The sequence below is a fragment of the Streptomyces sp. NPDC087263 genome (assembly GCF_044744645.1).
Classification (GTDB): Bacteria; Actinomycetota; Actinomycetes; order Streptomycetales; family Streptomycetaceae; genus Streptomyces.
Window position 1 is genome coordinate 502,159 of sequence record NZ_JBIUYT010000004.1, and the last position, 13,553, is coordinate 515,711.

The window sequence follows — 13,553 nt, forward strand, 5'->3', positions numbered from 1 at the left end:
CCTTCCCGTCCCTTGGTTCTGGGGGCTGCCGCCCCCAGGCCCCCGCTTCGGCCTGGACGGCCTCGTCCTCGAACGCCGGACGGGCTGAAAATCTTCAGCCCGTCCGGCGTTTGAGGAGCGGGGTCTGGGGCGGAGGGGGCGAAAAAACCACCCCCACCCCCACCCCCCTCATGCCCCCGCCCGCTCCCGAGCCCGCCTCCCCAGCAACTCCGCCAGCCCCCGCCGCGTCGCCGCCAGCACCACCCGATCCTCAGCTCGCAGCACGTAGGTGGAGGGAAGGTCCCACACCAGCCCAGAGGACGACCGAGGGGACCTCGGCGACGACGGGGGCCTGGCGGACGACGCGGGCCGCGGGTCGGTGTCCAGCGCGAGCACCCGCCACGCCCCCGCCCGAAACGCCTCCCCCACCGTCCGCCCCTCCAACTGCGCATGCCCGCCCACATCCAGCGCCGCGAACAGCAACACCCGCCGCTCCACCGGAATCGCGCCGAGAATCTGCCGCCCCATCATCGCCCCGGCGAACGCGGGCGCCGCCAGATGGGACACACTCCGGCTCCGGGTGAGAGCACCCGGATGCGCGGCCCGCAGCGTCCGGTACACGGCGGTCGCGAAGTCGTCGTCGTACAGCCGAAGCACCACCCGCAGATCGGGCCGCACGGTCCGGGCGTACAACGCGGCCTCCAGATTCGTCGTGTCCGCGCTGGTCAACGCCAGCAGCGCGTGGGCCCGATGGATCTTGGCGGCCTCCAGTACCCCTTCCTGCGTCACATCACCGAGTACCACAGGCACCCGCAAGCGTCGGGCCAGCGCCAGCCCCCGCGCCTCGGGGTCGGCCTCGACGCAGACGACAGGAATGTGCAGCTCACGCAGGCGCGCCAGGACGCGCGTGCCGATCTTGCCGACCCCGAGCAGCACCACGTGCCCGGAGAGACCGCGCGGCGGCCTCCGCAGCGCGGACCCGCTGCGGAAGGTGCCGAGCGCCTCAAGGACGGCGGCGAGGAGCACCGGAAGGAGCAGCAACCCGACGAGCCCGGAAAGGAGTTGAAGGACCTGCTCCCCCATCGGCCGCCCGATCGCGGGGTCGTTGATGCCGAAGAGATCGAGCAGCGTCAGATACGTGGCATGCAGCGGATGCTCCCCGGTGACGAACATCGACGCGACCGCGAGGCCGATCACACACGCCACGAGCCCCGCGAACGACCACCGCAGCCGCCGCGACATCAGCGAGCCGAAGGGCACGACGCTGCGTCCCGGGGACGAGGAGGGCCCGGAGTACGAGACGGTCTCCAGTACGACCGTGCCGCGCCCGGTGGCGGCGGCGATCGCACTCTCGTCGGGCAGCAGTCGGGGCCCCTGCGCGCCACTGCTCTCGGACCCGTCGGCGCCCGCGGGATCGCTGGCGGTGGCGGACAGCAGCGCCAGTGTGCACAGCCCGGGGTCGGCGACCTCTCCGGGAGCGGGCGGCGGGCGTTCCACCGCGCGCAGCATCAGCCCGTCGGTCTGGACGACCTTGCTGGTGCCGGCCACGGCGGTCGCGGCCAGTGCGGGCGCGGCGGTGTCGGCGTCGGACAGGACGGTGGTGGACGCGTCGAACCCCCCGGTGTCCCCGCCCTCGCCGGCGGCGGCCAGTGCCGAGGCCTGGTCGAGGAGGGCCTCGATGTGCTGGCCGAGGCGCCGGTTGTAGAGGCGCAGGACCAGTCGGATCCGGGGGTTGAGCCGCCGGGCGGTGAGCGCGGCCCGGATGTTCCTCTCGTCGTCGTCATGGACCAGCGCCAGCGCGGCGGCGCGCTCGACTCCCGCGTCGGAGAGCACCGCCTCGGTGAGCTCGGCGGCCTCCAACACACGCTCGGTGCCCGGGGGTTCGGCCGCCCGGGCGTTCGCCGGATCGCCGTTCCCGGCGGCCCGGTTCACCGCCGCGGACACCCGGTCGAACAGCGCGGTGGTCCGCGTCCGCCCCACCACCGGCGGAAGCACGCTGCGATGGGCGGGCGGCACGACCAGGGTCACCTGCTCCCCGTACACCGCGCGCAGTTCGGCGGCCAACCGGTGCGCCAGGGCGTCGTCCCCGGACACGATCATGTGCGCGGTGACGTCAGTTGACGAGCCCGATGAGCCCGATGAGCCCGAGGGGCGCGATGTGCCCGGTGCGTTCGATGCGTTCGATGCGCTCTGAGACGGAAGGTTCACCACGGGAGAGAAGACTGCCTCACCTGTACGAGCGGTTCCACCAGGCCTGCCGACGACGACCCCGCACAGAAGGGGCGACACCAACGCGGCATGCCGAGGCCGAGGGCGGTACGCGTACGGCGACGGGCTTCAGGTTCGTCGACCCGGGTGCTGTGGTGGACGCGGCAGGTCTGTGACGGACGTACCGACGAGGAGCGGTCCGGTGGCGGCTGTCCCCGTACCTCAGGCCCGGGCGCGGGCAGTCAACTCCTGCTCCCGGCCGCCCGCGACGGAGACGATGTACTCCCGCAGCCCCTCGGCGTAGAGCCGCATGTTCTTGTACGCGATGTCGGTGGCCGGGTAGCGGCTGGCGAACTGGAGACCCTCGTGGACCCGGGTGAGCCAGACGCACACCTGGTCGCCGTACGAGATCCGGATCAGCCCGTACGCCTTCAGCTCCTGCCACCGCTCCGAGCCCGGGGTGGCGCGTGAGTCGACGAGCGAGACGATCGAGTACAGGTCGGGGGAGGTGGGCCGGAAGTCGGAGCCCAGCAGGCGGAGCACGCGGGCGATGGGCATCCGCGACAGCGGCCGGCTCTCCCGCAGTGCGGCGCGGACCATCCTCAGCGCGCTGTCGAAGTCCGTCGCGCGGGCCACCGGAATCTCGATCGGCGCACCGCCCACGTACCAGCCCATCGAGTCCGACCACGTGGACTTCGCCCGGGTGTGGAACGGCACGACGGTGCGGTACACGTCCTGCCCGCCGATCTCGCGGACGATGAGGGCGGTGGCCGCGAGGATGCCGACCAGGCTGCCGCCGTACGGGCGACAGTAAGCCTCGAAGGCCGCCGCGTCCGCGTCGTCCGCCAGCATCTCGTGCATGAACTTCTGTGCGGGCAAGGGTCCTTCGGGGTCGAGGCCGAGGTCGACGGGGAAGCCGGGCAGTTTCCCGTCGCACTGGGCGATGAACTCCCGCCAGCGGGCGACGATCGCGTGCGTGTCGTCGATCCGGTCGGCCTGCGCGCGCTCGATCGCGCAGAAGTCGACGTAACTGGCGACCGGTGCCGTGTCCAACGCGCGGCCTTCGAGGCCGGCTTCGTAGAGTTCGTGGATCTCGGCGGCGATGCGTTGGAGCGAGTACGCGTCGACGTTGCTGTGGTCGAACGCCATGTAGACGCTCGCGCCGTCCTCCCGTACGACCGCGGTGTAGATGAAGTTCGGCCAGCTGAGCGCGTCGGCCGCGACGTCGAAACGGTCCTGTAGGTACCGGGTCAGCGTGGCCGCTTCGGCGAAGTCGCCGACGTCCTCGCGGTGCAGGGCGACCGCGTCGGCGTCCAGCGTGAACCGGCGCATGTCGTCGCCGACCCAGCGGAACCCACTGCGCAGCGTCTCGTGCCGAAGGGTCCAGTCCCTCAAGGCGTGTTGGAGTACGTCGAGATCGACCTTTCCCGGGATGTCGAACGCGGTGCCCAGCCAGGTGGGCACGAACAACCCGTCCTCTCGCACTGTTCGTGCCGTCCGGACATGCGACTCCTGCACGTACGCGGGTGGTCGGCCGTCCTCCGGCAGTTCGGCCGCTGTCTCGACGGCCTTCGGATGCAAGGTCCACTCCACGAGACATCCGGGCCGGATCTCGCAACGCTGGATGTCGGTCAATCGCACAGAGCTCTCCGTTCGCATGCCCTCGGGATGCTGACAGGTCAGTGGAGGGGCGGACACGACTGGACCAACGATTCGGATGATCGGAAAGAAACGCCGTGGCCGAGCGGGAGGTGAACGAGCGGGCTGACCAGTGGATATGGAGAGGGCGTCGAGGAGGGCCCGAGCCGTGTGGGGGCGCGAGGAGATCAGAGCCGTGTGGGGCGTGGGCCCTTGCTCTTGCTGTCGGGGGAGTGGTCGCCTAGCCTGGATCCGTGAATCTGATGGACCGTCAGATTCGCCGGATTCGAGACGAGGATTCGACGGGCAGGGACAGTCAGCAGGGGGTAGGACGTGGTCAGTACCGAGAGCGGCACCGGGGACCTTCCCAGGGTCATCAGCGTGGACGACCACGTGATCGAGCCCGCGCACCTCTTCGAGACATGGCTCCCGGGCAAGTACCGCGACCTGGGGCCGCAGCCCTTCACCGCCGGTATCGGTGACCTTCAGTACGTCGGCGGGAAGTACCGGTTCACCACGGACCCGAAGGGCCAGATGACCGACTGGTGGAGGTACGAGGGCGAGGTCTTCCCGTACAAACGCATCATCGCGGCCGTCGGCTTCTCACGGGACGAGATGACCCTCGACGGCATCACGCGCGAGCAGATGCGGCGCGGCTGCTGGGACCCGAAGGCGCGCCTGGAGGACATGGACCTCAACCACGTCGAGGCCTCGCTCTGCTTCCCGACCTTCCCGCGGTTCTGCGGACAGACCTTCGCGGAGGCCAAGGACAAGGAGGTCGCGCTCGCGTGTGTCCGCGCCTACAACGACTGGATGGTCGAGGAGTGGTGCGGCGACAGCGGAGGGCGGCTGATCCCGCTGTGCCTCATCCCGCTGTGGGACGTCGACCTCGCGGTCGCGGAGATCAGGCGCAACGCGGCCCGTGGCGTGCGGGCGGTGACCTTCAGCGAGATCCCGACGTACCTGGGGCTTCCGTCGATCCACTCCGGCTACTGGGATCCGTTCTTCGCGGTGTGCGAGGAGACCGGGACCGTGGTCAACATGCACATCGGCTCGTCGTCCCAGATGCCCGCGGCGTCACCGGACGCACCGCCGGCCGTCCAAGCCTCGCTGAGCTTCAACAACGCCATGGCGTCGATGATGGACTTCCTCTTCTCCGGGGTCCTGGTGAAGTTCCCGCGCCTCAAACTGGCGTACAGCGAGGGCCAGATGGGCTGGATCCCGTACGCCCTGGAGCGCGCCGACGACGTGTGGGAGGAGCACCGGGCGTGGGGCGGGGTGAAGGACCTGATCCCGGAGCCTCCCTCGACGTACTACTACCGGCAGATCTTCTGCTGCTTCTTCCGCGACAAGCACGGCATCGCGTCCATCGAGACCGTGGGCGTGGACAACGCGACCTTCGAGACGGACTACCCGCACGTCGACTCGACCTGGCCGCACACGAAGGAGGTGGCGGCGGACCATGTGGCCGGGCTCTCCGCAGAGGTGACGTACAAGCTCTTGCGGGGGAACGCGATCCGGATGCTGCAACTTCCGTTTGACCAGGGCAAGTAGACGGCGGGGCGCGCCGTCGATTCAGTTGATTGCCCGGCCGATTCAGTTAATTGCCCGGCGGGCAGTCAAGTGGGGAAGCCGGAAGTCCGCCGGCTCCCGACCGGCTCGTCGGCCCGCTCCCAGGGACGGCGCCCCCTGGCAACTGGAGTACAAATGAAGGTCTCCGTCGACCGCGACGTCTGCTACGGCTCCGGCGACTGTGCCCACCGAGTCCCCTCCGTCTTCGCCCTGGTGGACCCCGGGTACGGCTCCGTCCTGCCGGGCCGCGAGGACAGCGGCGACGATCCACAGGTCCGGGAGGCGGCCGACTGGTGTCCATCCCAGGCCATCGTGATAACTGAGTAGGACCCGGGGCGCCGGGCTCCGCCGGTGATCCGGGACACCGGGCTCCGCCGGGACCTCGGAGGATCGGCGCGCTACGGTTTCCGCCGGACCTGCGGAGAGGTGAGCGGATGAGCAGTCCCCTTTCGGAGACCCTGGTCACCCTCGGTCGCGGGTATGTGCGTGGCGCCCCGGGCTCGTTCGGCAAGGCGTTCCTGGCCGCGCGCCTCCTCAACCCCCACCTGAGGGAGCATCCGCGCCGCAGGGTCGTCGAGACGCGCTTCGGCGCCCGGTTCGCCGTGGACACCCAGGATCTGATCCAGCGGTATCTGTATCTGTTCGGGGTGTGGGAGCCGCACCTGACGAGCTGGCTCCAGGGCCGGTTGGAGCCGGGGGACGGTTTCATCGATGTCGGAGCCAACATCGGTGTGTTCAGCGTGCTGGCCTCGCAACTCGTGGGCGAGGAGGGCCAGGTGGTCGCGATCGAGGCCTCGCCGGTGTTCCACCAACGGCTGTTGCAGGAGTCCCGGCTCAACGGGTGCCGCAACCTTCGCGCGGTCAACGCCGGGGTCTCGGACAGCCGCCGGACGCTGACGTTCGTGCTGGCGAGCTCGCGCAACATGGGGGCGAACAGCATCGTTCCCTACGACGGCCCGGCGGAATCCACGTTCGAGATCGAGGCACGTCCGCTGCCCGAGCTGCTTGACCCCTCAGAGGTCGCCAGGGCCCGGGTGATCAAGATCGACGTGGAGGGCGCGGAAGGAAAGGTCGTCCGCGGCCTGGCACCCCTCCTGGACAGGCTCCGGCCGGACGCGGAGATCTCGATCGAGGTCACGCCCGACCGGATGGCTCAACTCGGCGACTCGGCCGATGAGTTGATGAAGACGATGGTCGGCGCCGGTTTCCACGTGTACCGGATGGAGAACGACTACGCCTCGTACAGCTACCCGCGTGCGCTGAGCGGCACGCCGCGTGCTCCGGTGCGCCTCCGGGGGCCGCTGCTCGGCGAGAGCGACCTGGTCTTCTCCAGGCGCGATGTCGAGGTGCTGGGCTGAGGGTCGGGCCGTGGGGTTTTTCGCCCCCTCCGCCCCTGCCCGTCCCTTGTCTCTGGGGGCTGCCGCCCCCAGGCCCCCGCTGTCGCCCCCGGGCCCCCGCTGTCGGCCTGGACGGCCTCGTCCTCAAACGCCGGACGGGCTGAAGACCTCTAGCGCCGGCCAGGGGCGGAGGGGGCGAGGAAACACCCCCCGGGGCCCCCTCCCCCTCCCCCTCAGCCGGAGGCCGGGAAGCGCCAGTCGAATGAGGCCAGCGCTCTGGCCCTGGCCTCCACCACGGCCATACGGGCTTCTCGTTCGGCGGGGTCGATGTGCGAGGCCTGTCCCGTCGCCTGGCCTTCCCACTTCCGGTAGAGGAGTCCGACCTCCTGCGAGAACCATCCCCGGCTGACGGCGTTCAGCGCGAGGAGCAGACCGGTGTCCTCGGAGGCCGGCAACGCCATCCACCCGCCGAGCGCGAGGACCAGGTCACGTCGTACGAAGAGCGAGGCCGGGTGCACCTGCGCGCGGAAACCGTTCGACTTCCAGAAGTCGAGCACGGCCCCGCGCTCGACCGGTCCGTTGTCGGGGTCGCCCGGAAAACCGGCGGTGGAGCCGTCGGGAAGGAAGTCCAGGGCCCGGGAGGTCGCCCACCCGAGGGTGCGGTCACCTTCGAGGGCGGCCAGGTCGCGGGCGAGTACGCCCGGAGCGAGCTGGTCGTCGGCGTCCAGCACCTTGACGTACTCGCCGTCGGCATCGGCGAGGGCAAGGGTCCGGGCGATGCCGGGGCCGCCGGGACGGCCTTGGCGGCCCTGGCGGAAGGTCACGCGCGCGTCCTCGGGCACGTGTGGGGCGACGGCGTCGGTCCGCCCGTCCTCCTGGATCACCCAGTGCCACTCCCAGCCGTCCGGGAGCTCCTGTTGGCGCAGCGACTTGTGGGCCTCCGGCAGGAAGCGGGCCGAGGGCCCGTGGACGGCGGTGACGATGATGATGCGCCGGCTCACGGCAGCGGTCACCACCTTTCCGGGGGAGTGGTGAAGAGAGGCTCCGACTCGGGCCTCAGCCTATGACCTCCTCCGGAGGTCCTGGTGAGTGAAAAATTCACGCGGAGGCTGAATTCTTTCGGAGATTTGTTCTGAAATTGATCGGTGACACGCGAGATCGAGGACAGCGGCAGCGACCGGTATCGAAATTCATGGTCGACATGGAAGAACCCGATCGCTGGAGACGGGGGATGCACCAGCGATCGGGTCGGGCACCAGCTTAACAAGGGTCATTGAGGAACGGGAGCCGACTGCGCCACCGTATTGAGGAGTTGTGATCGGGATCACGTGGCACGGCCGGTCTCCGGAGCGTCGGCCGGTGCGGCTCCGCTACTGGTCACACGGGGGATCGTACGAGAGGCGCGGTAGATACTCATGCCATTTCGCCGATGTCAGAACACCCCGAGTGGTCAAGCAAATACGGTGAATTGCCTCGTCGACGTCGAGGTCCCACAGCCGGACGGTATCGGCGCCACTCGATACCCCGAGCATGTGGCTTTTGGGACTGAACGACAAGAAATTGCCCGTCTTGGCGTTGGGGCTCATCGATTGACCGATGGGAGAGGCATCGGAGGGGTCGGCGACGTTCCAGAGCCGGACCGTGTTGTCGTTGCCGCCGCTCGCCAGGGTGTGGCCGTCCTGGCTGAACGTCAGTGACACGACGGCTTCGGTGTGACCGGTGAGGGGCGAGCCCAGCGGCGTTGTCCTGAGGGGGTCGGCGACGTTCCAGAGCCGGACCGTGTCGTCGTCGCTGCCGCTGGCCAGCGTATGGCCGTCCGGGCTGTAGGAGAGCGCGTTGATGGGGCCGAGATGCCCGGTGAGCGGTGCGCCGAGCTGGGTGGCGTGGCGGGGGTCGGCCACGTTCCACAGCCGGATCGTGTCGTCCGCGCTGCCACTGGCGAGGGTGCTGCTGTCCGGGCTGAAGACGAGGGAGTTGACGTAGCCCTTGTGGCCGGGGAGTGGCTTGCCGAGCGGGAGGAGGTGGGAGGGGTCGGTGGCGTCCCAGAGCTGAATGGTGCGGTCCTCGTAGGCGGTTGCCAGTGTGCGTCCGTCCGGGCTGAAGGCCAGCGTGTCCGGGCCGGCGAACCGTGTCCGCAGCTCGACGGGCCCGTACGAGACGGGCCGGGACGGGTCGGTGACGTCCCACAGCTGTACGGCGCCCGCCGTCAGGGCCGCGAGGGTGCGGCCGTCGGGGGAGAACGCCAGTGAACGGACCTCGGTCTCCGCGGGAGTGAGCGCGTCGCCCAGTGCCGCCGGCCGGTCGGGGGGCGCCACGTTCCACAGCCGGACCCTTCCGTCGCGCGCGGCCGTGGCCAGCACCTGACCGTCCGGGCGGAAGGCGCCGATTCGGCCGATCATGTCCGACGTCGGGATCGACCACAGGCGGACCTTGCTGTCACCGCTCCCGGTGGCGAGCGTGCGGCCGTCGGGGCTGAAGCCCAGGGCGTACATCTCGCCGCTGCTCCCCGCGAGGGGCTCGCCGACCTGCGAGGGGTAGGCCGGGTCGCTGACGTTCCACAGGCTCGCCGTACTGTCCGCGCTCGCGGCGGCGATCATCGTCCCGTCGGGGCTGAAGGCCACCGACCAGATGGGACTGGTGTGGCCGGTGAGGGGCGAGCCGAGTTGCGCGGCGTGCCGGGGGTCGGCCACGTCCCACAGTCGGACGGTGTTGTCCGCGCTGCCGCTGGCGAGCGTGCGGCCGTCGGGGCTGAACGCCACGGAGTGCACCAGGTCCGTGTGCCCGGTCAATACCTTGTCGATCCGCTTCGCCCGGCGCGGATCGGCCACGTCCCACAGCCTGACCGCGTCATCGTCGCCGCCGGCCGCCAGCGTCCGTCCGTCCGGACTGAAAGCCACCGAGCGTACGGCGGCCGTGGCACCGGTCAGTTCACCGAGCTCCTTCGCGCGCGCCGGCTCGCGCACGTCCCACAGTCGTACGACGTGATCCTCGTTGGCGGAGGCCAGCGTCTGTCCGTCCGGGCTGAACGCGAGCAGGTAGATCGTGCCGCCGTGGCCGGCCAAGGGCGCACCGAGCGGCTGCGGGTGGCCGGGATCCCGTACGTTCCACAGCCGGATCGTGCCGTCGTCGGAGGCACTGGCCAGGGTGCTGCCGTCAGGGCTGAAGACCGCGCTGCTCACCCAACTCGTGTGTCCGGTAAGGGGTTTGCCCAGTTGCTTGGGTCGCGTCGGTTCTGATACGTCCCACAGCCGTACGGTCCTGTCGTAGCTGGCGGTGGCCAGGATCCGCCCGTTCGGACTGAACGAGGTGAGGTAGACCGCGCCGGTGTGGCCGAGGAGCGGTGTGGCCAGCGGTGCGTTCACGATCGAGATCAGCCGGTTGTTCGCACCCTCGTCGTCGGGCCGCAAGTGGTGGGCTACCAGATCGAGTTGAGCGGACAGCGAGGGGTCCGTGTACTGCACGCGATCGGCTTCTGCGACCACCTGCTCGAACACCGCGTCGTTGCGCTGCTGCCAGGCGACCACCGCCGAACCGACGGCCAGCATCGCCAGGACGACCAGAGCCGCCACCGCGCCGCGGCCGATCCAGACCGTGCGCTTGCGCAGCCTGACCGAAGCGGCCAGGAACTCCACCGCGCTCCGCGTGAGGAAGGTGTCCCCGGCGGACTTCGCCCAGGCACGGGCCTGTTCGAGACGCGAACCCCGGTAGAGGAGTGAGGTGTCGCGGCTCGAACCCTCCCAGGCCCTGCCGTCCTCCTCCAGCCGCTGACGCAGCAGGTTGCTGTTCTTGTCCTCGTCGATCCAGTCGCGCAGGCGCGGCCAGGCGTGGAGCAACGCCTCATGGGTGATCTCCACGGTTTCCGCGTCGAGCGTCACCAACCGCGCCCGGACCAGCGCCTCGAGCGACTCCTCCGTCTTGCCGGGGTCCGTCGACTCCGCCGCCAGTTGACGCCGCGTCCCGCGTCTACGGGTGGCCTGCGTGTCCTCGCCGAGCCGGACCAGCCGCAGCAGGAGCAGTCGTGCGGCCGTGCGAGCCGCCGGGTCGAGACCGGACCAGGCCCGCTCGGCGGTCGCCGCGACCGCTCCCTGGATGCCGCCCGCCGCGCGATAGCCGGCCAGCGTGAGCCGTCCCGCCTTCCGGCGCTGCCAGGTGGCGAGCAGGGCGTGGGAGAGCAGCGGCAGCACCCCCGCGTCGTGCGTCCCGCGGGGGCCGTCGGCGCTCAGCTCGCGGACGATCAGCTCCGCGAGTCCCGGTTCGAGTTCCAGACCGACGGCCCTGGCCGGGCCGGTCACCGCTTCGCGCAACTCCGCGGTGGCCAGCGGCCCGAGCACCATGTGGCGGTGCTGGAGCGCGTCGGCCAGTTCGGGATACCTGAGGCACTGCTCGTAGAAGTCGGCGCGTATGCCCAGGACCACGAGCACCGGGGCGGGGTCGTCGGGGTCGGCGGGCGAGCAGGCGGCGTGCAGGACCTGGATGAACGCGCGCCTTTGCGCTTCGTCGGAGCAGAGGGTGAACGCCTCCTCGAACTGGTCCACGATGAGGACCGGACGGCTGCCGTCGGCTGCCTCGCGTCGGGCCCACGCCGTGACGGCTTCGCGCACGCCGTGCGCGAAGCGCCGAGTGCCGGGGTCCTTGGCCGCCGGTTCCTGCGTGGGGGGCACGACCTGCGCGAGCTCGGGGATCCGGTCGGTCAGCTCCGCGAGGGGATCGCCTCCCGGCACGAGTTGCAGGACCACCCTGGCCGGGCTGTCGTCGTCGCGTGCGCCGTCCCGAAGTGCGGGCACCAGGCCGGCGTTCAGCAGGGAGGACTTACCCGCCCCCGAGGCACCCACGAGCATGACCAGGCCGCCCGTGTCCTCCGCGGCGCCGAGCTGAGCGATGAGGGCGTCCGTACTCCGCTCGCGGCCGAAGAACCACCGCGCGTCTTCCTGACGGTACGAAGCCAGTCCCCGGTACGGGCACACGCCGACGCCGTTCGGGGCTTCGAGGCCGGACTGCTCATCTCCCTCAGCCGATGCCGCCGATGCCGCTGACGTCGCGGCTGCCGAGGCGCGGTCGCCGACGGGGTCGGCCAAGGCCTGCTCCCACAGCCGCTGCCACTGGACGAGGTCGTACAGGCCCGGCGACACCGGCGCGGACCGCGAGCGCCGTGCCTCGGGGATCAGGATTTGCAGCACCGACGCGAGGGCGGCGAACTGGGCGGGCACGTTCCTGGCCCGTCGCCAGTCGCTGATGCGCTGCGCGGACACCCGTACGGGCCGCCCCTTTTCGTCGATCCGTTGCAGCCGTACGACCGCCTCGGCCACGCGATTGAGGGGAGGGTTGCCGGCTTCCCTGTACAGCAGGGCCAGACGCTCCGCGAAGGCCGTGCGTGCCCCTGAGTCGGAACTCAAGGCCTCCACCCCTTACTTTCCCCGCACCTGAACATCCGGACCGGAAAACTCACCTTATATGGCTGACCTGCGGTTACGTAATCACGCCGGTACCGGAACCTCCTCGTCGGCGGTCACAACTGGCAGGATCACGCTGCACCGACGAAACCACCTCGCACCACCCGGACAGGCCACCAGCACGGCGCTCGGAGAGCACCTCATGACGCTGCATGTTTTCGGTCAACTTCGCTTGGACTGACGAGACGGCGCAGAACACCTCGTCGCGTGGCCCGAGAGACCCGCGAACCGCCATCGCACCGACCACGGGCCCGCCCCACTCCTCGATCCGCGCCGGCACGCCACCACGGCAACCCGGCTCGGATCCACCCCGCCCGCACCGTTCGGTACCGGTCCCCACGTGGGGAGGGACCGGTACCGAACGGTGCGGCATTTCGAGCTCGGGCAAGGAGAGGAAACCGGCGATCGCCTGTCCTTGCGTGAGCGCGTCCAGCGAAGTCCCGCGAAAGAACACGACGTGACGTTGGCGTCCTCGCGGTGTGTGAGTGGTTCGTGCAACCAACTCTTTGTCGCGAAGCGACTTGGGTGGGGGTGCTTCCTCGGGGCGGTGGGGCCGCGGGCTGCTGGAATGGTCCGGGGTGTGCGTGGGCGTTCGCCGGTGTCCGTCGGCGTCGTCACGCAGTGAGACGCTCACCCCGCCCGCCGTCCGTCACTGCGTGGTCGGTGGCCCGGAGAACTGGTCGGGTACGGCTGCACTCACCGTCGAGTCCCGCTGTTACCCGCCTTATCCGGTGCGCTTGTGGTGTGGCCCGGTTCGGGAGTCGTTGCAAGGGGAGACGTCTGCGGCCTCGTCCGGCGCCGACGCCTGTGCCAGCGATCTGACAGTTCCCCTGTTGCGACGGACACGGCGGCCATGCCGGCGCAGGTCGGCCAGCTTTTGAGGTCGGCGATGATGATGCCGAAGAGTCGGAGCGCCACTGTCGCCAGACCCCACGAGACAAGAAACCCGGCCAGCGTGCCGATCCATGCGTTTCTGCCGTGCATGGGGGAAGAGTAGCTGTCGTGCCGACGCCCGTCACCAGGTTCCTGGCCTGCAGGGTTCTGATCCGTATCTCTACCGTTGAAGGTCATACGGTCCGAGCTTCGGGTCGACAGGAACGCTGCGGGACGGGTCGCCGCCACCGCCTCGTCGAGGGCTGCCGCGTGCTCGTCCTCAGTGACGGGGCCGTGTTCTCAGATGTGCGTCTGCCAGCTGTGAGGGGCGTGAAAGGGGTCGGGGCGCCAGGGGCTGGAGTGGGGGGAGTCGGGGTCGGGGTCGGTAGAGGGGGTGGTGGGGGTGGAGCGGGTGAGGAGGAGGACGGTGAGGGCGGCCAGCTCCTCGTCGGTGGTCTCGCCCTTTTCGATGCGTATGCCGGGGGTGGTCATGGGA

The 13,553-nt window shown here is 70.0% G+C and carries 8 protein-coding genes; 3 read left to right on the forward strand and 5 right to left on the reverse strand.

Going from position 1 to position 13,553, the window contains the following annotated elements:
• Positions 1 to 168: 168 nt before the first annotated feature.
• Together ACIPC1_RS15625 and ACIPC1_RS15630 are read right to left on the reverse strand one after the other, a co-directional pair.
• Positions 169 to 2,079, reverse strand: coding sequence for an NAD-binding protein (locus ACIPC1_RS15625; protein WP_402517102.1), 1,911 nt, complete (start codon positions 2,077 to 2,079; stop codon positions 169 to 171).
• Between the two features lie 330 nt (positions 2,080 to 2,409).
• Positions 2,410 to 3,822, reverse strand: coding sequence for a condensation domain-containing protein (locus ACIPC1_RS15630; protein WP_402517639.1), 1,413 nt, complete (start codon positions 3,820 to 3,822; stop codon positions 2,410 to 2,412).
• Positions 3,823 to 4,158: 336 nt separating this feature from the next.
• On the opposite strand from ACIPC1_RS15630, the gene ACIPC1_RS15635 reads away from it, so the two are divergent.
• From ACIPC1_RS15635 to ACIPC1_RS15645, 3 genes are all read left to right on the forward strand, one after another.
• Complete coding sequence (locus ACIPC1_RS15635; RefSeq protein ID WP_402517104.1) at positions 4,159 to 5,379, forward strand: amidohydrolase family protein; 1,221 nt, start codon at positions 4,159 to 4,161, stop codon at positions 5,377 to 5,379.
• Between the two features lie 153 nt (positions 5,380 to 5,532).
• Positions 5,533 to 5,724 carry a ferredoxin gene (locus tag ACIPC1_RS15640; protein WP_384381319.1) on the forward strand — a complete coding sequence of 64 codons (192 nt, stop codon included), beginning with the start codon at positions 5,533 to 5,535 and terminating at the stop codon, positions 5,722 to 5,724.
• Between the two features lie 107 nt (positions 5,725 to 5,831).
• Positions 5,832 to 6,755 carry an FkbM family methyltransferase gene (locus tag ACIPC1_RS15645; RefSeq protein WP_402517105.1) on the forward strand — a complete coding sequence of 308 codons (924 nt, stop codon included), beginning with the start codon at positions 5,832 to 5,834 and terminating at the stop codon, positions 6,753 to 6,755.
• 212 nt (positions 6,756 to 6,967) lie between these two features.
• Here the strand turns inward: ACIPC1_RS15645 and ACIPC1_RS15650 are convergent, their stop codons facing one another.
• From ACIPC1_RS15650 to ACIPC1_RS15660, 3 genes are all read right to left on the reverse strand, one after another.
• Positions 6,968 to 7,735: a glycosyltransferase family 2 protein gene (locus ACIPC1_RS15650; protein ID WP_402517106.1), complete on the reverse strand. Its 768-nt coding sequence runs from the start codon at positions 7,733 to 7,735 to the stop codon at positions 6,968 to 6,970.
• Between the two features lie 369 nt (positions 7,736 to 8,104).
• On the reverse strand, positions 8,105 to 12,136 hold the full coding sequence (locus ACIPC1_RS15655) for an AAA family ATPase (protein ID WP_402517108.1): 4,032 nt from the start codon (positions 12,134 to 12,136) through the stop codon (positions 8,105 to 8,107).
• A 1,221-nt stretch (positions 12,137 to 13,357) separates the two neighbouring features.
• Positions 13,358 to 13,549 (reverse strand): acyl-CoA carboxylase epsilon subunit, encoded by a 192-nt coding sequence (locus tag ACIPC1_RS15660; protein WP_402517109.1) that lies wholly within the window; start codon positions 13,547 to 13,549, stop codon positions 13,358 to 13,360.
• Positions 13,550 to 13,553: the final 4 nt, after the last annotated feature.